This is a genomic window from Thalassospira sp. CH_XMU1448-2 (assembly GCF_037027285.1).
GTDB classification, from domain to species: domain Bacteria; phylum Pseudomonadota; class Alphaproteobacteria; order Rhodospirillales; family Thalassospiraceae; genus Thalassospira; species Thalassospira profundimaris_C.
The window spans coordinates 376254-400720 of sequence record NZ_JAYMEA010000003.1 but is presented as its reverse complement, the minus strand read 5'-3'; the positions used below and the strand labels follow the sequence as shown (position 1 = coordinate 400720).

Annotated in this window: 23 protein-coding genes; 11 read left to right on the top strand and 12 right to left on the bottom strand. The window is 55.5% G+C overall.

The window, feature by feature from the left end; genetic code table 11:
- The first annotated feature begins 14 nt into the window (after positions 1-14).
- The 5 genes from WA318_RS14370 to WA318_RS14350 all read left to right on the top strand — a co-directional run bounded on the left by WA318_RS14370 (position 15) and on the right by WA318_RS14350 (position 4825).
- Positions 15-521, top strand: a complete 507-nt coding sequence (locus tag WA318_RS14370) for a chemotaxis protein CheW (RefSeq protein ID WP_114099007.1) — start codon at positions 15-17, stop codon at positions 519-521.
- Between the two features lie 84 nt (positions 522-605).
- Entirely contained in the window at positions 606-971 is a 366-nt protein-coding gene (locus tag WA318_RS14365) for a response regulator (RefSeq protein ID WP_114099008.1), read from the top strand.
- A 73-nt stretch (positions 972-1044) separates the two neighbouring features.
- A complete protein-coding gene (locus WA318_RS14360; RefSeq protein ID WP_336082163.1) occupies positions 1045-2760 on the top strand; it encodes a chemotaxis protein CheB in 1716 nt (571 codons plus the stop codon).
- 6 nt (positions 2761-2766) lie between these two features.
- A complete protein-coding gene (locus WA318_RS14355; protein WP_336082161.1) occupies positions 2767-4122 on the top strand; it encodes a CheR family methyltransferase in 1356 nt (451 codons plus the stop codon).
- Between the two features lie 55 nt (positions 4123-4177).
- Positions 4178-4825, top strand: a complete 648-nt coding sequence (locus WA318_RS14350; RefSeq protein WP_336082159.1) for a methyltransferase family protein — start codon at positions 4178-4180, stop codon at positions 4823-4825.
- A gap of 100 nt (positions 4826-4925) precedes the next feature.
- Here the strand turns inward: WA318_RS14350 and ctrA are convergent, their stop codons facing one another.
- Positions 4926-5621, bottom strand: coding sequence for a response regulator transcription factor CtrA (ctrA, locus tag WA318_RS14345; protein ID WP_068518026.1), 696 nt, complete (start codon positions 5619-5621; stop codon positions 4926-4928).
- A 402-nt stretch (positions 5622-6023) separates the two neighbouring features.
- On the opposite strand from ctrA, the gene fliI reads away from it, so the two are divergent.
- Entirely contained in the window at positions 6024-7592 is a 1569-nt protein-coding gene (gene fliI, locus WA318_RS14340; protein WP_114099012.1) for a flagellar protein export ATPase FliI, read from the top strand.
- 79 nt (positions 7593-7671) lie between these two features.
- Positions 7672-8100 carry a flagellar FliJ family protein gene (locus WA318_RS14335; protein ID WP_114099013.1) on the top strand — a complete coding sequence of 143 codons (429 nt, stop codon included), beginning with the start codon at positions 7672-7674 and terminating at the stop codon, positions 8098-8100.
- An 11-nt stretch (positions 8101-8111) separates the two neighbouring features.
- Here the strand turns inward: WA318_RS14335 and WA318_RS14330 are convergent, their stop codons facing one another.
- The gene (locus WA318_RS14330; RefSeq protein ID WP_114099014.1) at positions 8112-8591 is read right to left on the bottom strand and encodes a YbaK/EbsC family protein; all 480 of its coding nucleotides are present in this window, start codon (positions 8589-8591) and stop codon (positions 8112-8114) included.
- Positions 8591-9325 carry a TerC family protein gene (locus WA318_RS14325; RefSeq protein WP_114099015.1) on the bottom strand — a complete coding sequence of 245 codons (735 nt, stop codon included), beginning with the start codon at positions 9323-9325 and terminating at the stop codon, positions 8591-8593. Before WA318_RS14325 ends, WA318_RS14330 begins: the two co-directional genes overlap by 1 nt.
- Before the next feature lie 216 nt (positions 9326-9541).
- Here WA318_RS14325 and WA318_RS14320 point away from each other — a divergent pair, with 216 nt between their 5' ends.
- The 4 genes from WA318_RS14320 (at position 9542) to WA318_RS14305 (ending at position 13813) form a co-directional block, all read left to right on the top strand.
- Positions 9542-10771 carry an ABC transporter substrate-binding protein gene (locus WA318_RS14320; RefSeq protein ID WP_336082152.1) on the top strand — a complete coding sequence of 410 codons (1230 nt, stop codon included), beginning with the start codon at positions 9542-9544 and terminating at the stop codon, positions 10769-10771.
- 42 nt (positions 10772-10813) lie between these two features.
- Complete coding sequence (locus WA318_RS14315; RefSeq protein ID WP_336082150.1) at positions 10814-12463, top strand: ABC transporter permease; 1650 nt, start codon at positions 10814-10816, stop codon at positions 12461-12463.
- Between the two features lie 3 nt (positions 12464-12466).
- A complete protein-coding gene (locus tag WA318_RS14310; RefSeq protein WP_114099018.1) occupies positions 12467-13114 on the top strand; it encodes an ATP-binding cassette domain-containing protein in 648 nt (215 codons plus the stop codon).
- 144 nt (positions 13115-13258) lie between these two features.
- On the top strand, positions 13259-13813 hold the full coding sequence (locus WA318_RS14305; RefSeq protein WP_114099019.1) for a prolyl hydroxylase family protein: 555 nt from the start codon (positions 13259-13261) through the stop codon (positions 13811-13813).
- Positions 13814-13843: 30 nt separating this feature from the next.
- On the opposite strand, the gene WA318_RS14300 is transcribed toward WA318_RS14305, so the two are convergent.
- The 9 genes from WA318_RS14300 to WA318_RS14260 all read right to left on the bottom strand — a co-directional run bounded on the left by WA318_RS14300 (position 13844) and on the right by WA318_RS14260 (position 24410).
- A complete protein-coding gene (locus WA318_RS14300; protein ID WP_258548750.1) occupies positions 13844-14281 on the bottom strand; it encodes a hypothetical protein in 438 nt (145 codons plus the stop codon).
- Positions 14282-14335: 54 nt separating this feature from the next.
- Entirely contained in the window at positions 14336-15958 is a 1623-nt protein-coding gene (locus WA318_RS14295) for a hypothetical protein (protein WP_336082146.1), read from the bottom strand.
- Between the two features lie 7 nt (positions 15959-15965).
- Positions 15966-16754, bottom strand: coding sequence for a MinD/ParA family protein (locus tag WA318_RS14290; RefSeq protein WP_114099022.1), 789 nt, complete (start codon positions 16752-16754; stop codon positions 15966-15968).
- Positions 16751-17731: a GTP-binding protein gene (locus WA318_RS14285; RefSeq protein WP_114099023.1), complete on the bottom strand. Its 981-nt coding sequence runs from the start codon at positions 17729-17731 to the stop codon at positions 16751-16753. The genes WA318_RS14290 and WA318_RS14285 overlap by 4 nt, the downstream gene beginning before the upstream one ends.
- A 56-nt stretch (positions 17732-17787) precedes the next feature.
- Positions 17788-19950 (bottom strand): flagellar biosynthesis protein FlhA, encoded by a 2163-nt coding sequence (gene flhA / locus WA318_RS14280; RefSeq protein ID WP_114099024.1) that lies wholly within the window; start codon positions 19948-19950, stop codon positions 17788-17790.
- Between the two features lie 93 nt (positions 19951-20043).
- Complete coding sequence (locus tag WA318_RS14275) at positions 20044-21606, bottom strand: sigma-54-dependent transcriptional regulator (protein ID WP_336082142.1); 1563 nt, start codon at positions 21604-21606, stop codon at positions 20044-20046.
- Between the two features lie 88 nt (positions 21607-21694).
- Positions 21695-22489 carry a motility protein A gene (locus WA318_RS14270; RefSeq protein ID WP_114099026.1) on the bottom strand — a complete coding sequence of 265 codons (795 nt, stop codon included), beginning with the start codon at positions 22487-22489 and terminating at the stop codon, positions 21695-21697.
- Between the two features lie 21 nt (positions 22490-22510).
- Complete coding sequence (fliN, locus tag WA318_RS14265) at positions 22511-22873, bottom strand: flagellar motor switch protein FliN (RefSeq protein WP_044827611.1); 363 nt, start codon at positions 22871-22873, stop codon at positions 22511-22513.
- Positions 22866-24410, bottom strand: coding sequence for a FliH/SctL family protein (locus WA318_RS14260; RefSeq protein ID WP_336082137.1), 1545 nt, complete (start codon positions 24408-24410; stop codon positions 22866-22868). Before WA318_RS14260 ends, fliN begins: the two co-directional genes overlap by 8 nt.
- Positions 24411-24467 lie beyond the last annotated feature (57 nt).

Here is a 24467-nt window from a genome sequence, read left to right as displayed (position 1 = left end):
CGGGAGAAAGTACAATGAGCGATAGCAACGCACTCGTCCCGAGCCATGAAAGAGGCGGCGCACTTGATCTTGGTGGTGACAGCCAGGATTTCGTCACGGCCTATATCGGCAAGCAGCTTTTTGGCATTCCGGTTCTGACGGTTCAGGATGTTCTTGGACCGCAGCGCATCACCCGCATTCCGCTGGCACCGCCAGAAGTCGCAGGGTCATTGAACCTGCGTGGTCGTATCGTTACGGCCATCGATGTTCGCAAGCGTCTTGGCTTGCGTGACAAGGACGATGATGATCCGGGCATGAGCATCGTCGTCGATCAGGGCGGCGAGCTTTACAGCCTGATGGTTGATCAGGTCGGAGAAGTTCTGAGCGTTCCCAAAAAGGCGTTTGAACAGAATCCGGCGACCCTTGATCCGCGCTGGCGGGAGTTTTCCGACGGTATTTTCCGTCTGGATAAAAAGCTTCTGGTTATTCTTGATGTTACGCGTCTGCTTGATTTTACCTCATCGATCAAGCAGGCTGGGTAACCTATTTTGATGTGTCGGACGCGCAATGCGTCCGATATTTTGCCGTTAGTGGCTTAACGACCTAAATAAACGAGAAGGAAGTCGATGAAGAGTTGTCTCGTCGTCGATGATTCGAAAGTCATCCGAATGGTGGCGCGCCGCATCCTCGAAGAATTGGGCTTTGCGGTCGTAGAGGCAGTGGACGGACAGGAGGCATTGGAAAAATGCCTCGAATCCATGCCTGAAGCAGTTCTGCTTGATTGGAACATGCCGGTCAAAAGCGGGATTGATTTCCTGCGTGACTTGCGCGCAACTCCGGGCGGGGATGAGCCAGTCGTCGTATTCTGCACCACGGAAAACGATCTGGAACATATCCAGGAAGCAATTACAGCCGGTGCGAACGAATACATCATGAAACCGTTCGACAGTGAGATCATTCAGGCGAAGTTTGAACAGGTCGGCCTGATCTAGTCCGGTCGACCCTGTTTCTGTCCTTTCCGGACTTCCGAGATTGATCTCCTGACTCACGCGGGGACGCTGCTACGTGGAAGACACGCCTATCCATTCGCCATACAAAGTTCTGATTGTGGACGATTCCGCCATTGTGCGCGGACTTGTGACACGCATGATGACCGAGGACGCCGAGATTGAAGTCGTCGGATCGGTCAATAATGGCGAAGAAGCATTGTCGGTAATGGAACAGGGTGGCGTCGAAGTCATTGTTCTTGATATCGAAATGCCGGTGATGGATGGGCTGACTGCCTTGCCCAAACTATTGGAAATCGATCCGACAGTCCGGGTGATCATGGCATCGACCCTGACCAAGCGGAATGCCGATATCAGTTTCCAGGCGATGACCCTTGGTGCGGTGGATTATATCCCCAAACCAAGTTCATCAAAGGATCTGAATGTCGGGGCAGGTTTCCGGGCCGAGCTTCTGGACAAGGTAAAGGCATGGGCCGAACAGCGTCGCAAGATGCTCGAGGTCGAACATGCCCATATCGAACAGCAGGCCGAAGTTCGGCAGGAATTAGCCGATACTCCGGCACCCGAGGCAGGTCAGGCGTCCGAGCGGCTGGCGGCGCACTCGCCCGAACAAGATCATGAACATGATGACACAACAGGCCATCAGGACGGCAAGGCGACAGCCTTCCGGGCTGAAATGTCGGTTGAGCATCAGCAGCTTCATAAACAGGGCCGCATTCAGCGCAAAAGGTTTACCGCCGAACTGCGTCCGCGCCCGATGCAACAGCATCCGCGTCCGCAAGCCATGCAAACGCGTCCGGCACCGGTACAGCCAAACCCGGCATCGCAGACCCCGACATCGGCACAACCGTCGTCCGGGGCCGACAAGGCTGCTTCTTCTGACGGTGTTTCAGCGACCCGCAGCGCTGCAGTTTCAAATGCGATCCCAACCCGTCCCCAGACACCTTCGCGTGATCCGGGGCGTCTGATCCGGGATGCGGCCATCGCGGCCGGCGGAAGCGGACACAAGTCCGCGTCCACGCCGTCACGAACATCACCCACTGCATCAGCAGCGCGTACTGTCGCGGCACCCAAGCGCGCATCTGCGAATGTTGCAGATGGCGCAAAGGTCAGTCGTGCTGCGCGCGGTGGTGTTGCACCGGCACCTGTCCGTCGTCCGGCATCGCGTGGCGAAGTGACGCTGTTGCCTGAAAAGCGCCTGACTGTCGAAGCGATTGCAATTGGCAGCTCGACCGGTGGTCCGCAGGCGCTGTTTGAAGTTTTGCGGGGGCTGAACGGTGTGCGTCAGCCGATTTTCATTACCCAGCATATGCCGGCAACCTTTACCACCATTCTGGCCGAACATATCACCCGTCTGACCGGTTTGAAGTGTCAGGAAGGCAAGAACAATATGCCGATTGCCGGTGGACAGGTTTACCTTGCGCCCGGCGATTACCACATGACAGTAGAGGGGCGCGGTGGTTCGCGCCATCTGATGTTGAACCAGAACCCGCCAGAAAACTTCTGCCGCCCGTCGGTGGATCCGATGTTGCGCAGTCTGGTTGCGAGTTATGGTGGAAATATTCTAACCGCGATACTGACCGGCATGGGGCAGGATGGTATGTTGGGGGGGCGCGACGTCGTCAATGCAGGGGGCATGGTTGTTGCGCAGGACGAACAAAGCAGTGTTGTATGGGGAATGCCAGGGGCAGCAGCACATGCGGGTATCTGTTCTGCTATCCTGCCAGTTGGCGGAATTGCGGCCTATATCAAAAAATTTGCGGGGGGTCGTTAACCCATAATGATGAAGCCGGAAGACTTCGATTTCGTAAGCAGACTGATAAAGTCCAAGTCCGGGCTCGTTCTGAGCGAGGACAAGACTTATCTGCTCGAAAGCCGGCTGATGCCGATTGCGCGCAAGCGCGGTCTTAAGGATCTGGGTGAACTGATCGGTACGCTGCGTGGCGGCGACCGCAATCTGGTTGAAGAAGTCGTCGACGCGATGACCACCAATGAAAGCTTCTTCTTCCGCGATACAAAACCCTTTGATCAGTTCCGCCACGTTGTCTTGCCGCACATGATCAAGGAACGTGCCGCGAAACGGCATTTACGTATCTGGTGTGCGGCGGCGTCTTCGGGGCAGGAGCCTTATTCACTGGCGATGATCCTTGATGACTTCAAGGCCCAGCTTGCTGGTTGGCGGGTTGAGATCATCGGAACCGATATTTCGCGCGAAATTCTGGCCAAGGCCCGCGCCGGTCTGTATTCCCAGTTCGAGGTCCAAAGGGGCCTTCCGATTACGCTTCTGGTCAAGTATTTCCAGAAAAAGGAAGATCAGTGGCAGATTTCCGCCGATATCCGCTCGAAGGTGCAATACAAGGAATTCAACCTGCTTGAGGATTTCCGTCCGCTGGGGCAGTTTGACGTCGTTTATTGCCGTAACGTCCTGATCTATTTCGATCAGCCGACCAAAAGTGATGTCCTTGCCCGTGTTTCGGCCCTGATGCCTGATGACGGTTTCCTGTTCCTTGGCGGTGCTGAGACGGTTCTGGGGATTTCCGACAAATTCAAACCGCTGGCCCGCCAGCGCGGGATTTATCAGTTGAACCGTCCGGGGGCACCAGAAGTCGATTTGACAGCCCTTGAAAAGGTGCAGGCAAGCGGTGCTGCGGCTGCCGCAGGCGGTGCTGCTGCGGGGGGCTTTGCATTCCCCAAACCCAAGCATATGCAAACCGGTGCCGGGACTGCAGGTACAGCGGGCAGCGCAACTGCGCCACGTCCTGCGAGCACCGGCACGACCGGTACAGCCGGTATTCGTCCTTCGACGACGGGCACAACCGGCACCGCGGGCAGCGCAACCCAGCGTCCGCTTGGCACGACGGGATCCACGATCCGTCCGGCTGGAACAACGGGAAGCACGTTCAGCAAACCGTCAGGTTCGACTGGTACTGGTTCAACGACCCGTCCGGGAACCACAGGAACGACCGGGACAACCGGTTCGACCTATCGCCGCCCGCTTGGTACCGGCACAAGTACCAGTGGAACGACGCCAAGGCCGACGACAGGCACAGGAAGCACAGGGAGTTCCTCGGGAACGACCCGCCCGTCAACGACTTTTGACCGATCACGTTTCGGCAAACCGGACGACAAGAAGTAGTCGGCAGGCGGTGTGTCCCGACTGTTTCCGTTAAACTGAAACGTCGGGATTTGATATGCTCCACCACTCAACCGGGACTGTATCGGCGCCGCGTCAGGCACTTTCACTATTGCAGCGACGTCGCAAGCTGGTGATTGCCGGACTTGCCATTCTTTTGCTTGGCACCCTGCCACTGGTCCAGTCGCTTGCCAAAGTTCAGATGTCGACCCATGAGCTGGTCGAAGTGATCGGGATTTGCCTGATTGTCCTTGCCATTTTGGGACGTGGCTGGTGCACACTTTATATCGGTGGCCGAAAAGCCCGGCAACTGACCGACACCGGCCCATATTCCATCAGTCGTAACCCGCTCTATGTCTTCAGCTTTATCGGTGCTGCCGGTATCGGCGCGCAGACAGGCAGCCTTGTGATTTCACTCGTTTTTGTTCTTGGTGCGATTGCCGTGTTTCTGCCGGTGACCTTGCGGGAAGAGCGCGCGCTTGCGCAATTGTTTGGCCCGAAATTCGATGCCTACCGGGCGCGTGTTCCCCGGTTTGGCCCGCGCTTTTCCACTTGGAAAGATATGGACGCGCTTGAAGTTCGGCCCAAATTACTGTGGCGAACATTGCGTGACGGATTGGTGTTCTTTCTGGCTGTGCCGCTATTCGAGCTGTTTGACTGGCTACAGGTCAATGGCATCATTCACCCGTTTATTCATCTGCCTTAGGCATTCTGAATGCAAAAACGCCCCGGTGCAGACCGGGGCGTTTTTTGTAACGAGCACTGCTGTGACGTTTCCGGACTCTTTGGACAGGAACAGTCAGATGTCAGGCGGCAGCACTGTTGGTATCGGGATCGCGCAGCACATAGCCCCGGCCCCAAACCGTATGGATGTAATTGTCGCCTTTGGTTGCAGACTGGATTTTCTTGCGCAGTTTGCAGACAAAAACGTCAATGATCTTGAGTTCCGGCTCGTCCATACCGCCATAAAGGTGGTTCAGGAACATTTCCTTGGTCAATGTCGTGCCTTTGCGCAGCGACAACAATTCAAGGATACCATATTCCTTGCCGGTCAGATGCAGCGGTGATCCATCGACATCGACAGTCCGGGCATCAAGGTTCACATTCAGTTTTCCGGTCGAGATCATCGACTGGGCATGGCCACGCGAACGACGAACGATCGCCTGGATACGTGCCAGCAGCTCGACTTTGTCAAACGGCTTGGTAAGATAGTCATCTGCGCCAAAGCCAAGGCCTTTGACCTTGTCTTCGGTTTCGGTCAGACCCGACAGGATCAGGACCGGCGTATCGACGCGTGCGTCGCGCAAACGTCTGAGAACCTCATAGCCGTCAATATCTGGCAGCATCAGGTCCAGAAGAATAATGTCATAATCGTAAAGCTTGCCGATCTCGAGACCATCTTCCCCAAGGTCGGTTGTGTCAATCACCATGCCTTCCGACTTCAGCATCAATTCGATGCTGTCAGCATAGGTGTTGTCATCCTCTACAAGCAGCACCCGCATGTCTCTGCTCCGTTACCGTGTTCCGCAATAAGTCCGTGTTGATCCGGTTATTTGACAAGCGCCCCAACGTTTGTCGGTGGGAAATTTTTTCCCATTCCGTTAACGATACGTTGCTTTGCGACTCGTGGCAAGCAGGCGAGTCGCATCTTGTTAACTTTTTTTGATCTCAAGAAGCGACTCGGGGGCGGAATACGAGATTTCCCAACGGTTTGCGGCGTTAACCTCGAAGGGGTGTGTAAACAAAAAAATTGTCTTTTTTTCGTCTACACAGCTTTTTAACGTCAATTATGTCAATATATCTGGTACGACGCGGCGCGATTTGCCAGTCCCCTTTGAATTTGGCGGGGAAATTTCCCGCGCCATGGAAATTGACATCAACCGCTGGCTGAAAAGGTCTGATGCGTGTTTCAGATTGGTCGCAACATCATCGCCGAACTCCGACGCATTCCCGACTATCGTGTGGTCGGACGCGTGACGGCTGTCTTGGGCCTTCTGGTCGAGATTGGCGGGGTTGAGGGGGCGCTTTCGGTCGGCGATCGCTGCAAGGTAAAACGTCGCGATGGCAAGGAAGTCATTTGCGAGGTCGTCGGTTTCCGCAATGAACGGGCCCTTTTGATGCCATTCGGTATTCTTGACGGTATCGGGATCGGTTGCGAGGTCGAACTGGGGGATGCCCAGCCACAAGTCTATCCGGATGAAAGCTGGCTTGGGCGTGTGGTCAATGCCTTTGGCGAACCGGTGGATGGCAAGGGGCCATTGTCCGAGGGCAACAGGGCCTATCCGATCCGCAACATGCCGCCATCGGCCCATTCGCGTCAGCGCGTCGCAGGCAAGATCGATCTGGGCATCCGGGCGATGAATACGTTTCTGACCTGCTGTCGCGGGCAGCGTATGGGCATCTTTGCCGGGTCGGGTGTGGGTAAATCAAGTTTGCTGTCCATGATGACCCGCCATACAACATCGGATGTATCTGTCGTCGGCCTGATCGGCGAACGTGGTCGCGAAGCGCGCGAGTTCATCGAGGATGATCTGGGTGAAGAAGGCCTGCGCCGTTCTGTGGTCGTGGTGGCAACCTCGGATGAGCCGCCATTGATGCGCCGTCAGGCAGCCTACATGACCATGGCATTGTCGGAATATTTCCGCGATGTCGGGCGAGACGTTCTGTGCATGATGGATTCCGTTACCCGTTTTGCCATGGCACAGCGTGAAATCAGTCTGTCAGTCGGCGAGCCCCCCGCGTCAAAGGGGTATACGCCAACCGTGTTTGCCGAACTGCCACGTCTTCTTGAACGTGCGGGGCCGGGCGGGCCGGGGCAGGGATCCATTACCGGCCTGTTCACGGTGCTGGTTGACGGCGATGATCATAATGAGCCGATTTCCGATGCCGTGCGCGGCATTCTTGATGGTCATGTGGTTCTGGACCGCAGTATCGCCGAACAGGGACGCTATCCGGCAATCAATATCCTGCGTAGCGTGTCGCGTACGATGCCCGGCTGTAACAGTGAGGAAGAAAACCAGATCGTTGCCCGTGCCCGTCAGTTGCTTGCAACCTACGAAGATATGGCCGAGCTGATCCGGTTGGGCGCCTATCGTCAGGGAACAGATCACAAGGTCGATGAAGCCATCCACTATTTCCCGCTGATCGAGGAATTCCTCAAGCAGCGTAAAACCGAATGTACCCGGTTAAACGAAGGGTATCTTGAACTGGCGCGTCGACTTGACATGTTGCCACAGGAACCCGAAGACCCGCGCATTGCCAAAGGCAGACAGTCACAGCAAGCCCAGCAGGCGGCCCAAAATGCTCAAGCTGCACAAGGCATCCCTGACGAGATGCCGCCGCCACGGCCCGCACCACCGCCCTCGACCGGTCCAAAGATCAATCGCGGCCCCAAGGTCAATAGCCGATCAAAAGGCGACAATGAGCGCGACCTTAACGAAGCCAAGCGCGCACTTGGCCGGGACAGACAATAAAGGATAACCGTTCGTGATGATGGTTTTACCAATCGGTCCGGTACCGCTGCTGAGCGCGACGCGTGTCAGGACATAGGCCATGGCCAAGGATTTCAAAACACTGGTTCGAATGCGCAAATGGGCGCTTGATGACAAGCAACGCCAACTGGGCGAGATGCTTGGCGTTCTTGGTAATCTTGAGGCCGAAAAAGCTGCACTTGAACAGGCCGTGATCGCCGAGCAGAAAGTCGCTGCCGAAAATCCCGAACTTGCCGGTTTTGCCTATGGCGGCTTTGCCAATGCCGTGATCGCCGAACGTGAAGCGATCAGCAAAATGATTACCGCACAGGAAGAAAAGATCGACGCCTTTCGTGATGAGGTTGCCGATGCCTTCAAGGAACTGAAAACCGCCGAGATTGCCGAACGCAATCGCGCCGAAGCAGAACAGGCTGAAGCCGACAAGAAAGAACAGGACGAACTTGACGAGATCGGCACCCGTTCTGCCACCCGCGATGATGGCCTGATCTGACAGCCTTGTAATCAGGCCGAAATATTCACCCCGGTTTCAATGCCGGTGACATCACGCAATTCATCAGGTGTAAGCGAGAAAACCGTTTTGGGTGTGCCTGCGGCAAGCCAGATGGTGTCCTTGGCCAGCAACTTGGCATCAATCAGGGTTTCAACCGGTTTTGCATGGCCAAAGGGTGGCACACCACCAATTGCGTAGCCGGTATGTTCGCGGACTTCATTGGCATCGGCCTTGCGGATTGAAAGACCGATCAGGCTGGCGACCCGGTTAAGGTCTACCTGATCGGCACCATTCATGATGATCAGAACGGGTTTTGATTTTTCCGTCATGAAAACCAGTGACTTGCCAATGTCGCTGATGTCACATCCAATGGCGTTGGCAGCGTCTGCTGCCGAACGTGTCCCATCGGGGAATTCAAAGACCTCGACATGGTCAAGCTTGTTGGTTTCGAACGCATTTTGCAGGCATTGGGGCGGAGAAACTTTTTTCATTATCCGTTCTCTTGTGCGCGACGTTTGAGTTTGCGTTTACGGTTCAGAAGATTAAGCGTCTCGACCGAGAGGCTGAATGCCATGGCGAAATAGATATAGCCCTTGGGAACATGAATCTCGACGCCATCAAGCAACAACACAAACCCGACGAGTATCAGGAAAGACAGGGCAAGCATTTTGACAGAAGGATGCTTTTCGACAAATTCGCCAATGGTCTTGGCTGCGGCAAGCATCACCAGAACTGAAAGGATCACCGCAATCACCATGATGGAAATGTGATCGACAAGGCCGACGGCCGTAATGACGCTATCAAGGGAAAAGATCATATCAAGCAGCATGATCTGGACAATTGTCATGGCAAAGCCTGACATCAGTTTGCCCGGCCCGTGTTCCTCGGGTTCGTCGATCGTGTGATGGATTTCCTTGGATGCCTTTGCAATCAGGAACAAGCCGCCCACAATCAGGATCAGATCCCGTCCGCTGATTTCCTGGGAAAAGGCTGTGAATAGCGGGGCAGTGAGTTCCATCACCCAGGCAATCCCGGCCAGCAGGAAAAGTCGCATGCCCATCGCACCGATCAGGCCAATGCGTCTGGCCGCAGCCTGTTGCTTCTGGGGAAGTTTGGAAACAATGACCGACAGGAAAACGATATTGTCGATCCCCAGAACGATTTCCAGTGCGGTCAGGGTTGCCAGACCCATCCACATATGCGGATCGCTCATCCATTCAAACATGGTCTTAATTCCAGTACAGGCTGTGCCGACAATCCTTTATCAACTGATAAAGTGTAAGGCACGACGTTCTAACGCAAGCGTGAATTGATTTTACTCATCGGGCGCTTAAAACAATGCCATCAATAAAATCAGACAGCTGCCTTCATCATCCCTTAGTGAAGTGGGCAATGTAAACAGGTCGTCAGGTAAAAAGGATTGTCCGACATGCGCTTAAGAATGCGTGCTTTTGTCTCTGCGCTGGCCCTTGCAACGGGCATTGCAACCGCATCGCTATCCATGTCGGCATATGCCGATCCCGTACCCGATGTCGGCAACTGGCAGTCGGTTCTTGATCAGGCACGTGGTCAGACCGTTTACTGGCACGCTTGGGGCGGAGAGCCGCGCATCAATGATTATATTGCCTGGGCAGGCAATCAGGTTCTTGAACGGTACGGGGTCAAGGTCATTCAGGTCAAGCTGACCGATACCGCTGATGCCGTGACCAAGGTTCTTTCGGAAAAAACCGCCGGTGTGAATGATGGCGGGGCAGTTGATATGATCTGGATTAACGGTGAAAACTTTGCCGCGATGAAGCGCAATGATTTGCTGTTTGGTCCGTGGGTTGAGGACACGCCGAATTTCGACTATGTCGATGTCGAAGGTAAACCGACGGTGGTGAATGATTTTACGGTCCCGACCGACGGTATGGAAGCCCCGTGGGGGATGGCACAGGTCAGTTTCTATTACGATACCGCCAAGCTCGATAGCGTGCCGAAATCGGCACAGGCGCTACTGGAATGGCTTGTGAAACATCCGGGACGCTTTACCTATCCGCAACCACCAAACTATATGGGCTCGACTTTCCTCAAACAAATTCTGACCGAACTGGTCCAGGACCCGAAAGTCTTGCAGCAGCCCGCAGACGAGGCGGATGCAGAAGCGGTTCTTGCGCCGCTTTGGGGCTATCTTGAAGATTTACAGCCGCTTTTGTGGCGTAACGGGCAGGCCTATCCGCAAAATGGTGCGGCGATGCGGACCTTGCTTGGCGATAACGAGGTCGATATCGCGTTTTCATTCAGTTCGGGCGAGGTATCATCGGCTATCGAAGCCATGGAGCTTCCCGATACCGTGCGGTCCTATGTGTTTGACAGCGGGACCTTGGGGAACACCAACTTTGTTGCCATTCCGTATAATGCCTCGGCCAAGGCCGGTGCGGTTGTTCTGGCCGATTTCCTGATGTCACCCGAAGCACAGCTGCGCAAACAGGACCCGCAATATTGGGGGGCGGATACCGTTCTTGCGATGGATAAACTGCCCAAGGATATGCAAGACGCCTTTGCCAATCTTGATCTTGGCATCGCATCCCTGTCACCGGCCGAACGCGGCACGGTTTTGCCCGAGCCCCATCCGAGCTGGATGGAACTGGTCGAAACCGAATGGCAGAAACATTACGGCGTGGTGCAATAATCGCGCATGTTGCGATTTGTCCCCATTATAACGATCGCCTTTATGATCGGCCCGGTTTCCGCCGGGCTGATTGGCACTTTGTTACCTGCCTTCGGGATATTGCCAGCTCTTGGCGGAACTGGGCCCGGGCTTGACCCGTGGGTGGCGTTGTTTGAACAACCCGGTCTTTGGCATTCGGTGCGTCTGTCGCTGGTCAATGGCCTGATCGCAAGCTTTGTCTCGGTTGCGATTGTCGTGCTGTTCTGTGCAGCATGGCAGGGCACGCGTATCTTTCGGGTGATGCAGCGCATATTGTCACCGATCCTTTCGGTGCCCCATGCCGCGGCGGCATTTGGTCTGGCATTCCTGATTGCACCTTCGGGCTGGATTGCCCGACTTGTGGCCCAGTTTGCCGGATGGGACCGGCCCCCTGATCTGGCGATCATTCATGACCCATTGGGGGTTGCCATGATTGCCGGACTGGTTGCCAAGGAAATCCCGTTTCTGTTCCTCATGACGCTGGCCGCCTTGCCCCAGGCCGATACGGAACGCACCGCCCGGATAACCGCCACATTGGGTTATGGCAGGATTGCCGGATGGTTCAAGGCGACATTGCCGCGCATTTATCCCCAGATACGCTTGCCGGTTCTGGCCGTGCTTGCCTATTCGACATCGGTTGTCGATGTTGCGATCATTCTGGGCCCGACAACGCCAGCGCCGCTTGCGGTGCGTATATTGGGATGGTTGTCCGATCCTGATCTCGCCTTGCGGTTCATGGCGTCAAGTGCTGCAATCCTGCAATTGATCATTGTCCTGATGGCCATGGTCATCTGGATGACCGGGGAAAAAATCATCGGGGTGATAGGGCGTCATTGGGCCGAGAACGGGCAACGCTTCAAACGGGACCAAGGCGCGCGGCATGGTTCGGCAGTGCTGGCGATCCTTGCCACAGGAGCAATCATTCTGGGTCTTGTTATTCTGTTGATCTGGAGTGTCGCAGGGTTCTGGGGGTTTCCCGAAATTTTACCGCGCAGTTTCACCTTGCGTCTGTGGCAACGTGAATATGACGCGATTGGCAGCAGCCTTGGCACCACCTTGCTGATTGCCGTCCCGACAGTCATTATAGCGGTCGCACTGGTTCTGGGGTGTCTTGAAAACGAAGTGCGTCAGGCACACAAACCCGGTCGTGGTGTGATGTGGCTGATTTATTTGCCCCTACTGGTCCCCCAGATCAGCTTCATGTTCGGTTTGCAGGTATTCTTTACCCTGATCGGGCTGGAGCGCACCTTGATATCGGTGGTGCTTGCTCATCTGGTGTTTGTTCTGCCCTATGTGTTTCTGTCATTATCCGATCCATTCCGGGCGCTTGATCCCAGATATGGCCAGACGGCACTGTGTCTTGGCGCATCGCCAAGCGGGGTGTTCTGGAAGGTTCGGCTGCCCCTTTTGACCCGTGCTATCCTGACTGCCATGGCGGTTGGACTGGCGGTAACCGTCGGACAATATTTGCCAACTCTTCTGATCGGTGCGGGACGTTTTGCAACAGTTACGACCGAGGCGGTGGCACTTGCATCTGGCGGAGATCGGCGGATGATCGGGATTTACGGCTTGTTGCAGATGGTCTTGCCATTTGCCGGATTTGCCTGTGCATTACTGATACCGGCCATTTTGTTTCGCCATCGGCGGGGCATGAGTGCGCATAACAGGGGATAAGGGATGCCATCAGGTATCAAAACAGGTCTGGAACTTCGTGATGTGAGGATCGGCCTTGACGGACGGGAACTGGTTGCGGTCGACCTTGTGATCGAACCGGGCGAAATCGTGACCCTTATGGGACCAAGCGGGTCGGGGAAATCAAGCTTGCTTGGCCATATTTGCGGCACCTTGCCCGATCAGTTCAAGGTTGCCGGGCAAGTGATCCTTGATGGGCAAAGCCTTGATGGGAAAGCGCCGCAGGATCGACATGTCGGTATCCTGTTTCAGGATGATTTGCTGTTTCCCCATCTTTCGGTTGGCGGCAATCTTGCCTTTGCCTTGTCAACCAATGTACGGGGGAAGGCAAACCGGCGGGCGCGCGTTGAGGAAGCATTGAGGAGTGCCGACCTTGACGGGTTTGCCGATCGCGATCCGGCGACACTTTCGGGTGGACAACGCGCCCGGATCGCGTTGATGCGGGTCTTGTTGTCAGAGCCCTGTGCGCTGTTGCTAGATGAACCGTTCTCAAAACTTGATAGTGACCTGCGTGGCCAGATCAGGTCATTTGTGTTTAACCTGTGTCGCAAGAACGGTTTGCCGACCCTGATGGTGACCCACGATCCCGAGGACGGGATTGCAGCAGGCGGACGGGTGATCAATCTTGCATAGTTGGTTATGAATTATGTCATGTCCAGCGGGTTCAAATTTGCTGGCATTGCGGATTATTTGGCCCTATAGCAGATTACCGCAAAGAATGGTCTTGGGTCTGAGACATTAAATCAAAAGGCCCGTGCGGCATGGAGAGTGTCGTCAATGTTCCCGGAAGAAATGTATGCTGTCGTCCCCAATGCGCTTGATGCGGCAACCTGTGATCGCCTGATCAATGGTTTTGCCCATGAGATGGATGAAGGCGGTCTGGTTCAGGGGCAAACGGCAACCCATATTCGCCGCTCAAAAATCACCTGGTTTAACGAGGAACAGGAACCGGTCGTTTCACGACGGATCGTTGATCTTGTCGCCGATGTTAACCGCAACGTGTTTGATTTTGGCCTGACCGACTTTGCCGAGGATGCCCAGATTGCATGTTATGCCGGGGACTTGCGCGGTCATTATGACTGGCACAGTGACGTCGGTGCATCCGAAGTCGCACGCCGTCGCAAACTGACCATGGTGATCCAGCTTTCCGAACCCGATCAGTATGAAGGCGGGCAGTTGCAGCTTAATCCGGCGGGACATTTCATTGACGCACCGATGGAACGCGGAACGGCGATATTCTTTCCAAGCTTTGTTCTGCACCGTGTGGCCCCGACCACAGCGGGCCTTCGCTATTCCCTGACCCAATGGGTACACGGAAATCCGTTCCGCTAACCGGAATGAAGGGGTTCTTTGAGATCGGGCCTAATATCTTTCCAGACGATCAAGAAGGCGGGGGTTGCCCCATTTCGGCTGACGGTCTTCAAGCGCGGTTTCGTGATGGAACACCTGATCATTGTCAGCCGTTTGCTTGTCCAGACGCAGGCTGATCCAGCGCGGGACAAGCTCGTTGTTGAAATCATCCATCAGAAGCACGGCGGCCGCTTCAAAGCTTTCGAACGGGATGCTTTTGATTTCGGCATAATAATCGGCCAGTGAGTCCGTTTTCAGGATCAGCCGGTCGGGCACATAGCGCAAGGTCATGCGGGCCGGAAAGACATTTTCAACACCGGTCAGGTTGCTTTGCAACGTCACGACGTAATCAACCTGCGGGCCGGGATTTACCTCGGTCAGGATCAGGTTTCGACGTTGATAGATTTCAAGCATGACGTTTAACCGGTTTGATGTTTCTGGATCATTCACGATACGCCTCTGTCACAGGCAGGAAAAGCATTCATTTCATAAGCTTGTTCTGAATTATGCTTCAATTCCATGATGGGAATTGGGGCCGCTACGGTGGCCCGGCGGGGCAATCTGGACAAAGCGTGATCCATCCTGAAACTGGATATGCCCCTTGTAGCCGGAAATCTGCAATGCTTCGCGGAAAATCCCGCGAATATCATCGCGATTATGGGATTGCAGCGGATTTTCCGTGCGAATGATCAGGTCAAACTTGCTGTCTTCGCCTTTGACCAGTCCGTCAAGCTGGGTATGACCCACACCGCTAAAGGACAAATCAAGCAGAAAGCGTGTGCCCTGATCATCCTTTTTGTCGGGATCATTGTCCCGATCTCCGTGGCGCCAGCCCAGTTGCAGCTGCTCGACCTTGCCGCCCATATTGAATGGCATGGCCATCACACGCCAGCCATCCGGGCGTTCGTCTGCGGCCATTGCACGTAACTGGCCAAAGTCGCCCTCCAGCCGTTTCAGGCCGCCGCCATCCGCATCAGAAAGTGACGACAGGCTGTTGGCAGCCCGATCACCGATCCAGCCACGCAGACTTCCGCGTTGTCCGGTCATGGCAGCAAAGAAGAACATCATCGCCGTGGTCAGTTTGGGACCGGGTTGAGGCAGATTGTTCAAAAGCGTCATCGCCGCACCCGGATCATGTTGCTGCAAGGCAGTGACAGCCTTTTGCAAACTGTCCCAGTCATGGGTAAGCGCTGCATTGTGGCCGCGCGCAATCAGCTCGGCCTCGGTCATTGGCATGCCGGTTGGCGCAACCCGGCCACTGGCAGTGGCATTGACGCTAAAGGACAGGGTGGCGCCCGTCGGCGCGGGAACCGGCAATTTTATCCCGACAATACCGGCTGAGGTCCGAAGGGCCGTATAGCCCTGTGGCAACATACGGGCTTCTGCACTGTCAGGCGGCAGAACCGTGCCGGTCAGAAGCAATGTTGGCGCAGGTTGTCCGGCCGTTGTCTGGGCGGCGATTGTCGGTGTGATACCGGCAGTCGGACCAGCACCCCCCGGAACGCTGCCAGGCGCCCCTGTTGCTGCGTTCAGGACGTTGCTGGCCTGTTGTGCGGTGACGGTGCCCTGACCGAGAAAAATGACCTGTGTCTGGCTGCCTGCTGGTAACTGTGTGCCATTTGGCATGGTGAGGATGGTGGTGGTAACCGCATTGAAGGTCTGACCGGGGGTAAGGGTGGTTGCCCCGATATTGCCGGCAGCAAGACTACCACCTGCGCCGGATGCACCCGACGTCAGCGTTTGTGGCAAAAGTTGCAAACGCAGGGCATCGGCAGGGCTGCCCGCCCCGGAAGATTGTGTCGCGGCATTGGATGTCGGCAAGCGCGCCCAGATCAGATCACCCAGACTGGTTGGCAACTGTGTTGGCAGCTTGACCGTAACCTGCCCGAGAGCAGTGGCAAGGGTAAGCTGATTTCCCGACTGGGACTGGATGGATGCCTGTAACAGGGTTTCCACCGGAAGCTTTGCCAGTGCCGCTGCGACCTGTGGCGAAGTGGCGTTGGTAACGGTTGCGGTTACCTGCGCCGGGACCGATCCCTGTGAAGGTTGTCCTGTTGTGCCGCCCGCCGAGGAGGCCTGTCCACCGACCGCGTTTCCGGGCGATATAGGCTGTGGCGGGATCGTCATGACAGGATTACTCCTCGAGAATGATCTGGGCGATGGCCTCTATGTCGTGGGCGGCATCGCAATTGGGATGACGGGTCAAAAGAGGAGTCTGGTTACGGATGCATTCAGATACACGTGCATCCGCCCGGATAACGCCAAGCAAAGGAGGCGAAATCTTGAGGAAACCCTCGCACGCCTTAAGAAGCTTGTTATAGATCGCCTGACCTTCTTTTTTATCTTTGGCCATGTTGATCACCACCCGGATATCGGTTTTTGGGCGGGCCATATGGGTAACCTTGATAAAGGCATAGGCATCGGTCAGTGACGTCGGGTCGCCATTGGTAATGACAATCACCGTATTGGCAAGACTGGTCATCTGACGCACGCCCTGATCAACACCGGCACCAAGATCAATCAGCACCTTGTCATAGGATTTCCCGGTCTGAATAAGATCGTCGGAAAGTGCCTGCAAACGGGTTGCCGGAAGATTGGCAAGGCTGCCCGATCCACTGCGCCCGGCAATGATATCGAACCCGCCATCGGGGAACGGAGTGATGGCGTTCTTCAGGCTGATGCGCCCGGCAATGACGCCCCCCAGATCGTGCTTGGGCATCAGGCCAAGCTGAATGTCGATATTGGCAAGGCCCAGATCACCATCAAAGAGAAGTGCCTTGTGACCTTCGAGAACCATCGCATGGGTCAGGGTAATGGAAAACCAGGTCTTGCCCACGCCACCTTTACCAGACGCGACCGCAATAATATTGCGGCCTCTGGTACGCGGGGCAGATTTGGATGCAGCATCAGACTTGGTAGTCATTTCATGACCTCGGAGAAGCTCGGTTTCGCGGTATCAGCGCGATGGGACGGTATCAGAAGCTTTGCCAGGGCAAGGGGACTTAATGCGGTCAGTCCGTCCGCAACCTGGGCTGTCATACTGACATTACAAAGGGAAAGATTTCCTGAATCCGCCCCGTATAACGCACCGCCAAGGCGGGCGGCAACATCAAGACGTGAAATCATGACACGTGTTGCACCACCATCGGCAAACGCATTGGCAATATCGGCCGATTCATAAGCATCAATTCCCGCCGGGTTTACCAGAATGGGTTCACTCGGTATTGCCTTCATGAATTCACAAAGCGTGCCAATCTCGGTTTCAAGATAGGGATTGCAGCTTGCAGTATCGATCAGGATGACATCCGCGGTCCGAACATCGGTAAAGCGCGATTTCAACTCTTCGGGTGACTTCGCCTGAAGCAGGTTGACCTTGAGAATACGGGTAAAGGCTTCAAGCTGGGCGATCCCGCCCGCACGTTTGTAATCGGTTGAAAGAACGGCAACTTTGCGCTTTTTCATCACCGCACGTGCGGCTGTCTTGGCAACGGCAAGCGTCTTGCCCGAACCGGGCGGGCCGACAAAGGCCAATGCACGTGGCGTGTTTTTTTCGGGCAAGGGCGAGAAATCAAAAATCTCGTCCAGAGCCCCGGCGAGTAATTGCTGTGCAGATGAAGCAGCCGTTTCGCGTGCCATGATGTCGCACAGACGGATACGCAACCGTTCAGGCAAATTGTGCCGGGTCAATGCCGCCTCTGCAGTATCAAGCTGTTCCTGCAAGGTCGGGGTGTGGGTGATTTCGGTTTCGTAGTCCGGGTCGCGATCAAGGGCAGCCGTCAGGCGCACGCCGCTTCCGGGGATATCCTGTGTCGATACAATGATGGCGTCGGCACCCATATGCTCTTTTACAAGCGCCATGGCTTCGGTCATGGTCGGAGCGGTAAAGGTCTTAAGACGCATTCATCTCCTCCCAGCAAGAATTGACCGCAACACGGGGTGTCTGCATGTATCCGTCATCAGATCTGCCCCAGTGTTTTGAGTTGTGCCTTGGGGTGAATTTCGTTTTGCGACATCACCACCGTGCTTGGGCGGAAACGTTCAACGATGGAACGCACATAAGGACGAATACCCGGGCTTGTCAGAAGAACCGGAGACTCGCCCATCATGCCAAGGCGTTCAAAGGTCGTGCGCACCTTGTTGATGAATTCCTGAAGCTGGCTTGGCGGAATGGAAAGCTGCTTTTCCTCGCCTGAGCCAACAAGGCTTTCGGCAAAAATCTGTTCCCATTGCGGGGACATGGTCACCAGCGGAATGACGCCATCTTGATTGGTGTTCACATCCGACAACTGCCGGGCAAGGCGTGAACGCACATGCTCGGTCATGAAAGTCGGATTGCGGGTAAAGGCGGTGGATTCAGCAATGCCTTCAAGAATGGTCGGCAGATCGCGGATGGATACGCGTTCGGTCAGCAGATTCTGGAGAACGCGCTGAACGCCACCAACCGAAACCTGACCCGGCACGATGTCTTCGACCAGTTTCTTCTGATCGTCATCAAGTTCATCAAGCAGCTTTTGCGTTTCCGCATAGGACAGGAGTTCGGGCATGTGATCCTTGATCACTTCGGTGATGTGCGTGGTGATCACGGTTTGCGGATCAACGACCGTATAGCCACGGAACATGGCCTCTTCCTTCATGCCCTGTTCGATCCACATGGCCGGAAGGTTAAAGGTCGGTTCCATCGTCTTTTCGCCCGACAGGGTGATTTCCTCGCCCCTCGGGTCCATTACCAGCAACATGTTCGGGCGCAGATCGCCTCGACCTGCCTCGATCTCCTTGACGCGCAGAACATAGGTATTTGCCGGAAGCTGCATATTGTCCTGAATTCGGACAGACGGCATGACAAAGCCCATATCACCGGCAAGCTGACGACGCAGGGCCTTGATCTGATCGGTCAGCTTCTGACCGCGTTCGGTACTGATCAGCGATAGCAGTCCGTAACCCAGTTCAAGACGCACATAGTCCATGCGCAGGGCATTGGCGATGGGTTCTTCGGGCGGCGGGCCAGCGGCATCTGCTGCGGCCTGGGTTTCTTTCATTTCCTTCTGGGTGATGGCGTCTTTCTGGCGCTTGCCCATGTAATAGGCGAGATACCCAAGTCCGATCGCAAGTCCCAGGAACCAGATCATCGGAATACCGGGCAGAAGCGACATCCCGGCCATCAGGGCTGCTGCAACACCGAGGGCCGCAGGATAGTTACTGACCTGACCAAAGACGGCTTTCTCTGTCGCGCCATCAAGGCCACCCTTGGTGACCAGAAGACCGGCTGCAGTCGATACGATCAGAGCCGGAATCTGCGACACCAGACCGTCACCAACGGTTAGGATCGTATAGGTTTCAGTGGCCTCTGCAAGCGACAATCCCATCTGCGCGGTACCAATGATGATCCCGCCAATCACGTTGATGAAGGTAATCAGAATACCGGCAACTGCGTCTCCGCGAACGAACTTGGATGCACCATCCATGGACCCGAAGAAGGAACTTTCATCTTCGAGTTCCTTACGGCGGGCCTTTGCCTGTTCCTCGTTGATCAGGCCCGATGACAGATCGGCATCGATTGCCATCTGCTTGCCGGGCATTGCATCAAGGGTGAAGCGCGCCGCAACTTCGGCGATACGGCCGGAACCCTTGGTGATAACCACAAAGTTGATGATGACAAGGATGGCAAAAACAATGATCCCGATTACGAAGTTGCCGGAAATCAGGAAGCTGCCAAACGCCTCGATCACTGCGCCCGCTGCATGCGTGCCTTCGTGACCATGGCCCAGAATCAGACGGGTGGTCGCGATGTTCAATGCAAGCCTGAGCGATGTCGCCACCAGCAGGATCGTCGGGAACGAGTTGAATTCCAGAGGTTTTTGAATGAACAGGGACGTCATCAGGATCAGCACAGAGAAACTGATCGACAGAGCCAGCATGAAGTCCAGCAACCATGGCGGCATCGGGAACATCATGACGACAAGGATCATGATGAAGCCAAGCGCCATCGCAATGTCGCCACGCTTCATCGCTGAAGCCACACGGGCCTGCAATGCGCCGAAATTTATGCCGCCGGACGCACCGCCACCGGGGCCATCAGAGCCGCCAGATCCGGTCGGTGTGATTTCTTGACCTTCGGCCATGGTGTTTGCTTGTTATCCTGTTGGTTGCTTTGTGCCGTTTGCGCTTTTTGTTGTTTCCCATTGATATGGGGCGCCATCGACAAGATGTCATGTTCAGTCCTGGCCGTCACCTGGTGCCGGAACAGCCAGACCTTCGTCGGTATATTGACGCAACTTGTTGCGCAATGTGCGGATCGAAATGCCCAGAATGTTGGCGGCATGGGTACGGTTGCCAAAGCAATGCTTAAGGGTGTCAATGATCAGATCGCGCTCTACATCGGCGACTGTGCGTCCGACAAGTGCTGCGGTTATCGAACCGTCATTGCCTTTGGTGCTATCGGATGCCGTGTCCTCGTGCGCACCCGGATCAACCTCGTCTGCCGAGGGTTCCAAAGGTTCGTGCTGAACTGGCGGCTGGGATGCCGGGGCACCGGACTGATAAGCCGATGAAGCAGCACCATAGGCAGCATTTGCACTGGCATAGGCCGAGCTTGCCCGTGCCGAGGCCGATGACATCGGTGCAACCGGGGCAGGGCTGGGGGCCTGCGGCGCCGGGGCGCGGGCAGGTTCGCTGCTTGCAGAACCCGACAACATGATGGCTTCCGGGCCGATTTCGTCAGGACCGGCAATCAGAACAGCGCGGTGCATGGTGTTTTCAAGTTCACGCACGTTGCCGCGCCAGTGATGCGAAAGCAGACGGGTAATCGCAAGCGGGCTGATCGGGCGGACCGGAACATCATTGGCTTCGGAGTATTTCTTGACAAAGAATTCGGCCAGAACCGGAATATCGTCGGGGCGTTCGCGCAGCGACGGGATGTCGAGATTGACGACATTCAGGCGGAAATACAAATCCTCACGGAAATTGCCGGCATTGACTTCGGCCTCAAGATTGCGGTTCGAGGTCGCCAGAATGCGAACATCGACCTTGACCGGGCTTTTGCCACCCAGACGATCGATCTCCTTTTCCTGAATGGCACGCAAAAGCTTGGCCTGAAGGCGGACATCCATTTCGCTGATTTCATCAAGCAGCAATGTCCCGCCATTGGCTTCTTCAAACTTGCCGATACGTCTGGCCTGTGCGCCGGTAAAGGCACCTTTTTCGTGTCCGAAAAGTTCGGATTCAAGAAGATTATCGGGGATCGCTGCGCAGTTCACAGCAACAAAGGGCTTGTCCGAGCGGTTCGACTTGCGGTGGACATAGCGCGAAATGATTTCCTTACCCGTGCCGCTCTCGCCGGTGATCAGGATGGATGCGGAACTGTTGGCGACCTGTGCTGCCAGACGCAGGGTTTCAGCCATGCGCGCATCACGATGGATCAGCGCGTGGCTTTCTTCGGTGACCGCTTCAAAGATTGCTGCGATCAGATCGGCTTCCGGCGGCAGAGGGATGAATTCCTGGGCGCCTGCCTTGATCGCATTGACTGCACCATTGACGTCGTTACCGATACCACATGCAACCACCGGCACAATGATACGTTCCTGTACCATGGCATCAATCAGGGCAGCGACATCCAGTGCGATGTCTGCCATCACCAGATCGATCCGGTTGCCGGCACGCAGGATATTAAGCGCAGTTGTTACGCTTTCGGCCAACTGGACCGAAGCGCCGCGCGCCATAGCGATCTTGCTGGCTGCGCCTATCTGTCCGCCCAGTCCACCAACGATCAGTACCTGCATAGTCTCATCTCTTTCCGATCAGTTCCAGTTGGCCCCGGTGACCGGATGAATTACCGGTCATCAGGGCCTTGCGTATTCACGTTTCAGATCAATCGAAATAGCTGACGCGTTTTGACGGCGGCAGGATCGAGTTGATCAGCATTTCCAGACGGCGCGGGTTTTCCTGACGACCGATGGAAACAGCGCCGACCATATAGACAGAATTCAGAAGTTCTTCGTCGCTTGAGTTGCGTTCAAGTTTACCGGCAAGCGGCATGAACACCATGTTGGCCAGAACCGCACCATAGAAGGTGGTCAGAAGTGCGACAGCCATGGACGGACCAATCGATGACGGATCGTCAAGGTTGCCAAGCATCTGCACCAGACCGATCAGTGTACCGATCAGCCCCATTGCCGGAGCAACATCACCAGCCTTTTTCAAGATATTGGCACCTTTCTGGTGGCGACCAATGGTAGCGTTCATGTCTTTGCGCATGATCGCTTCTACTTCTTCGGCCGGTGTACCATCAACGACCAGAGACAGGCCTTTCCACAGATATTCTTCACTTTGCAGGCTGTCGAGATGCCCCTGAAGCGAAAGGACACCACCTTTACGGGCGATTTCTGCCAGTTGCAGGATTTGCAGTGCCGCGTCTGCCGGGTTGCGCGATTTATGGAAAATCGTGCGCATCAGAACCTTGCCCGAACCAAGGAACTCGCCCATTGCAAAGCTGACGGCCGTAATTGCCGCCGTACCGCCGATAACAATGAGGACAGAGGGGATATCGATAAACGCGCCCGGCGAGCCGCCAAAGATAATAGCAGCAATCACCAACGCAAAGCCGATGATCAGTCCCCCGACTGTCGCAATGTCAAACGACGTTTTAGTCCCCCCTTCGGCCATAGTCGCAAATCCTCTCTTACGTTAGCTTTTCTCTGATTTGATGATTTCCGTCATGGTCACCCCAAGACGGTCTTCGACAACCACCACTTCGCCACGTGCGACCAGACGGTTGTTGACATAGATATCAATAGCTTCCCCAACTTTGCGGTCAAGCTCTACGACAGCCCCACGACCAAGTTTCAGCAATTGGCTGACCTGCATGGTTGCTTTGCCAAGGACTGCGGAAACCTGGACGGGAATGTCATAGACGGCTTCTAGGTCCTTTGACGTCTTCATCTGTTCGCTGCCAGCTTCGGCAGCGGCAAGAAGTTCTGTCCCTTCGCCCTCTAGTTCGATGTGATCATCGTCGAGTTCCGAAAGTTCAAGATCGTCATCATCAGCCATTTTCGTCTCCTGCGTCTTTGGTTGGTTGCTTCACAGCAGCCATCTTTTCGGCATCGGTCGGGGGCGCGGTCGTTCCATTTGCGGCATTCGCGGTCTGTTGGTTCAGTCCCTGCGATGCCGTGGATGCTGATTGTGGTCCCGGTGATGGTGTTGCTGGCTGTTGTTGCCCCGAAACGCCAGCGGCTGCTGCATTTGGCGTGGGGGAAGCGGTGCCAGCAGACCCGGTCTCCTGAGGTTTTGCATCCGTTCTTACGTCGCCTGTCCGTCCTGTTGCCTGTTGTGTGTTCTGGGCAGATGCTTTTGCCTGATTTGCCGGGTTTTCCAGTGCGTTGTCAGGTTTTGGCATTGCATCATTTGTCGATGTTTGCACATTCCGTGCGTCGGTGCCATCGCCAACTGCATTAACGGTCCCGGGAGCCGGGGAGCGCTGCTGGGGATTGGGGGGGGTAGTACCGGCGGATGGTGTTGGCGCATTTTGAACCGGACGCTGTACCGGGGGCTGGACCTGTCCGGCATCCGGTGCCTGTTGTGTCTGGGCTGGTCGCTGCTGAGGGGCCCCTACACCATTCGATACAACGTCCCGAGGTGCCTGACTTGTGGTGGGTGTTGCCGGTCCTGACGCAACAGATGGTTGCTGTGCTGCCTGTGGTGCCGACTGTTGTGCTGTTTGCGTCGGGGCTTGTGCCGCACCCTGTGCCCGGGAATGATCAGGCTGAGGCGGGGTGGGATCTGTTTGTGTCGTTGCAGCGGGCTTGGCTGGCGCAGGTGATTCCTGAACTTTGGGATCGCCCATATCGCTTTTCGGCAATCCATGTTCACTGGCATGCAGGGCAAGGGCCGTTTCGACAATGCCGTTGATTTCCGACCAGAGGCGTGCGCTGTCGCGCACAGCGGTGCCATCACCCCAGGAAACCGCACAATCACCAACCGCCACATCCGGCTCGGCGACGACAACAACCTTACCCGAGAACCCGCGCGATTCTGCAATGCGCTGGGTAACATCGGCCAGTTGATTGGCGAGATCCGGATTGACCTTGATCATGACTTTGGGGGCGTCAAACAGATTGGCCAGACACTGACGGACAATGTCTTCGATTTCGACCAGGTTATATTTCTTGGACCAAGCCGGGGCCAGTTTGCGGATGACGCCAAGTGCGACATGGATTGCATCTTCGTTGATTTTGGCATTGGCGCGTTTTTGCTGCTCGTCGATCTGGCCCAGCTTCTCGGCAATGACGGATTCAACATCACCAATGGCTTTTTCAACCGACGCCATGACTTCCTGATACCCTTGTTCAAGGCCTTGGACGTGACCTTCGGCAAGGCCCTGTGCATGGGCTTTTTGTTCGGCTTCGGCCACCATCTGGGCTGCCTGTTCTTCAGTATAGACAGCTGGCGGCGGAGGCGGTGTGTCGTCTTTTTTCTTTTTCTTCTTTTTGCCGAGTTCGTAATGCTCATCGCTATCACCCGCAGAGCGAATAACATTGTCTGCGTCATCGAAGCTAAGAGCAAAGGTGAACTTTTCAATGGCCGTCATATCAAACCGTTAAACTGCCTTGTGCGACAAAAGGAAGGCAGCCACAGGGCTGCCAGT

Coding starts and splice junctions, on each gene's coding strand:
- WA318_RS14365 (WP_114099008.1), top strand. CDS start 606: ATGAAGAGTTGTCTCGTCGTCGATGATTCGAAAGTCATCCGAATGGTG.
- WA318_RS14350 (WP_336082159.1), top strand. CDS start 4,178: ATGCTCCACCACTCAACCGGGACTGTATCGGCGCCGCGTCAGGCACTT.
- fliN (WP_044827611.1), bottom strand. CDS start 22,873: ATGGCTGATGATGACGATCTTGAACTTTCGGAACTCGACGATGATCAC.
- WA318_RS14355 (WP_336082161.1), top strand. CDS start 2,767: ATGATGAAGCCGGAAGACTTCGATTTCGTAAGCAGACTGATAAAGTCC.
- WA318_RS14285 (WP_114099023.1), bottom strand. CDS start 17,731: ATGCGTCTTAAGACCTTTACCGCTCCGACCATGACCGAAGCCATGGCG.
- WA318_RS14310 (WP_114099018.1), top strand. CDS start 12,467: ATGCCATCAGGTATCAAAACAGGTCTGGAACTTCGTGATGTGAGGATC.
- WA318_RS14330 (WP_114099014.1), bottom strand. CDS start 8,591: ATGAAAAAAGTTTCTCCGCCCCAATGCCTGCAAAATGCGTTCGAAACC.
- WA318_RS14315 (WP_336082150.1), top strand. CDS start 10,814: ATGATCGGCCCGGTTTCCGCCGGGCTGATTGGCACTTTGTTACCTGCC.
- flhA (WP_114099024.1), bottom strand. CDS start 19,950: ATGGCCGAAGGTCAAGAAATCACACCGACCGGATCTGGCGGCTCTGAT.
- ctrA (WP_068518026.1), bottom strand. CDS start 5,621: ATGCGGGTGCTGCTTGTAGAGGATGACAACACCTATGCTGACAGCATC.
- WA318_RS14295 (WP_336082146.1), bottom strand. CDS start 15,958: ATGACGATCCCGCCACAGCCTATATCGCCCGGAAACGCGGTCGGTGGA.
- WA318_RS14260 (WP_336082137.1), bottom strand. CDS start 24,410: ATGACGGCCATTGAAAAGTTCACCTTTGCTCTTAGCTTCGATGACGCA.
- WA318_RS14275 (WP_336082142.1), bottom strand. CDS start 21,606: ATGCAGGTACTGATCGTTGGTGGACTGGGCGGACAGATAGGCGCAGCC.
- WA318_RS14305 (WP_114099019.1), top strand. CDS start 13,259: ATGTTCCCGGAAGAAATGTATGCTGTCGTCCCCAATGCGCTTGATGCG.
- WA318_RS14370 (WP_114099007.1), top strand. CDS start 15: ATGAGCGATAGCAACGCACTCGTCCCGAGCCATGAAAGAGGCGGCGCA.
- WA318_RS14325 (WP_114099015.1), bottom strand. CDS start 9,325: ATGTTTGAATGGATGAGCGATCCGCATATGTGGATGGGTCTGGCAACC.
- WA318_RS14270 (WP_114099026.1), bottom strand. CDS start 22,489: ATGGCCGAAGGGGGGACTAAAACGTCGTTTGACATTGCGACAGTCGGG.
- WA318_RS14335 (WP_114099013.1), top strand. CDS start 7,672: ATGGCCAAGGATTTCAAAACACTGGTTCGAATGCGCAAATGGGCGCTT.
- WA318_RS14290 (WP_114099022.1), bottom strand. CDS start 16,754: ATGACTACCAAGTCTGATGCTGCATCCAAATCTGCCCCGCGTACCAGA.
- WA318_RS14320 (WP_336082152.1), top strand. CDS start 9,542: ATGCGTGCTTTTGTCTCTGCGCTGGCCCTTGCAACGGGCATTGCAACC.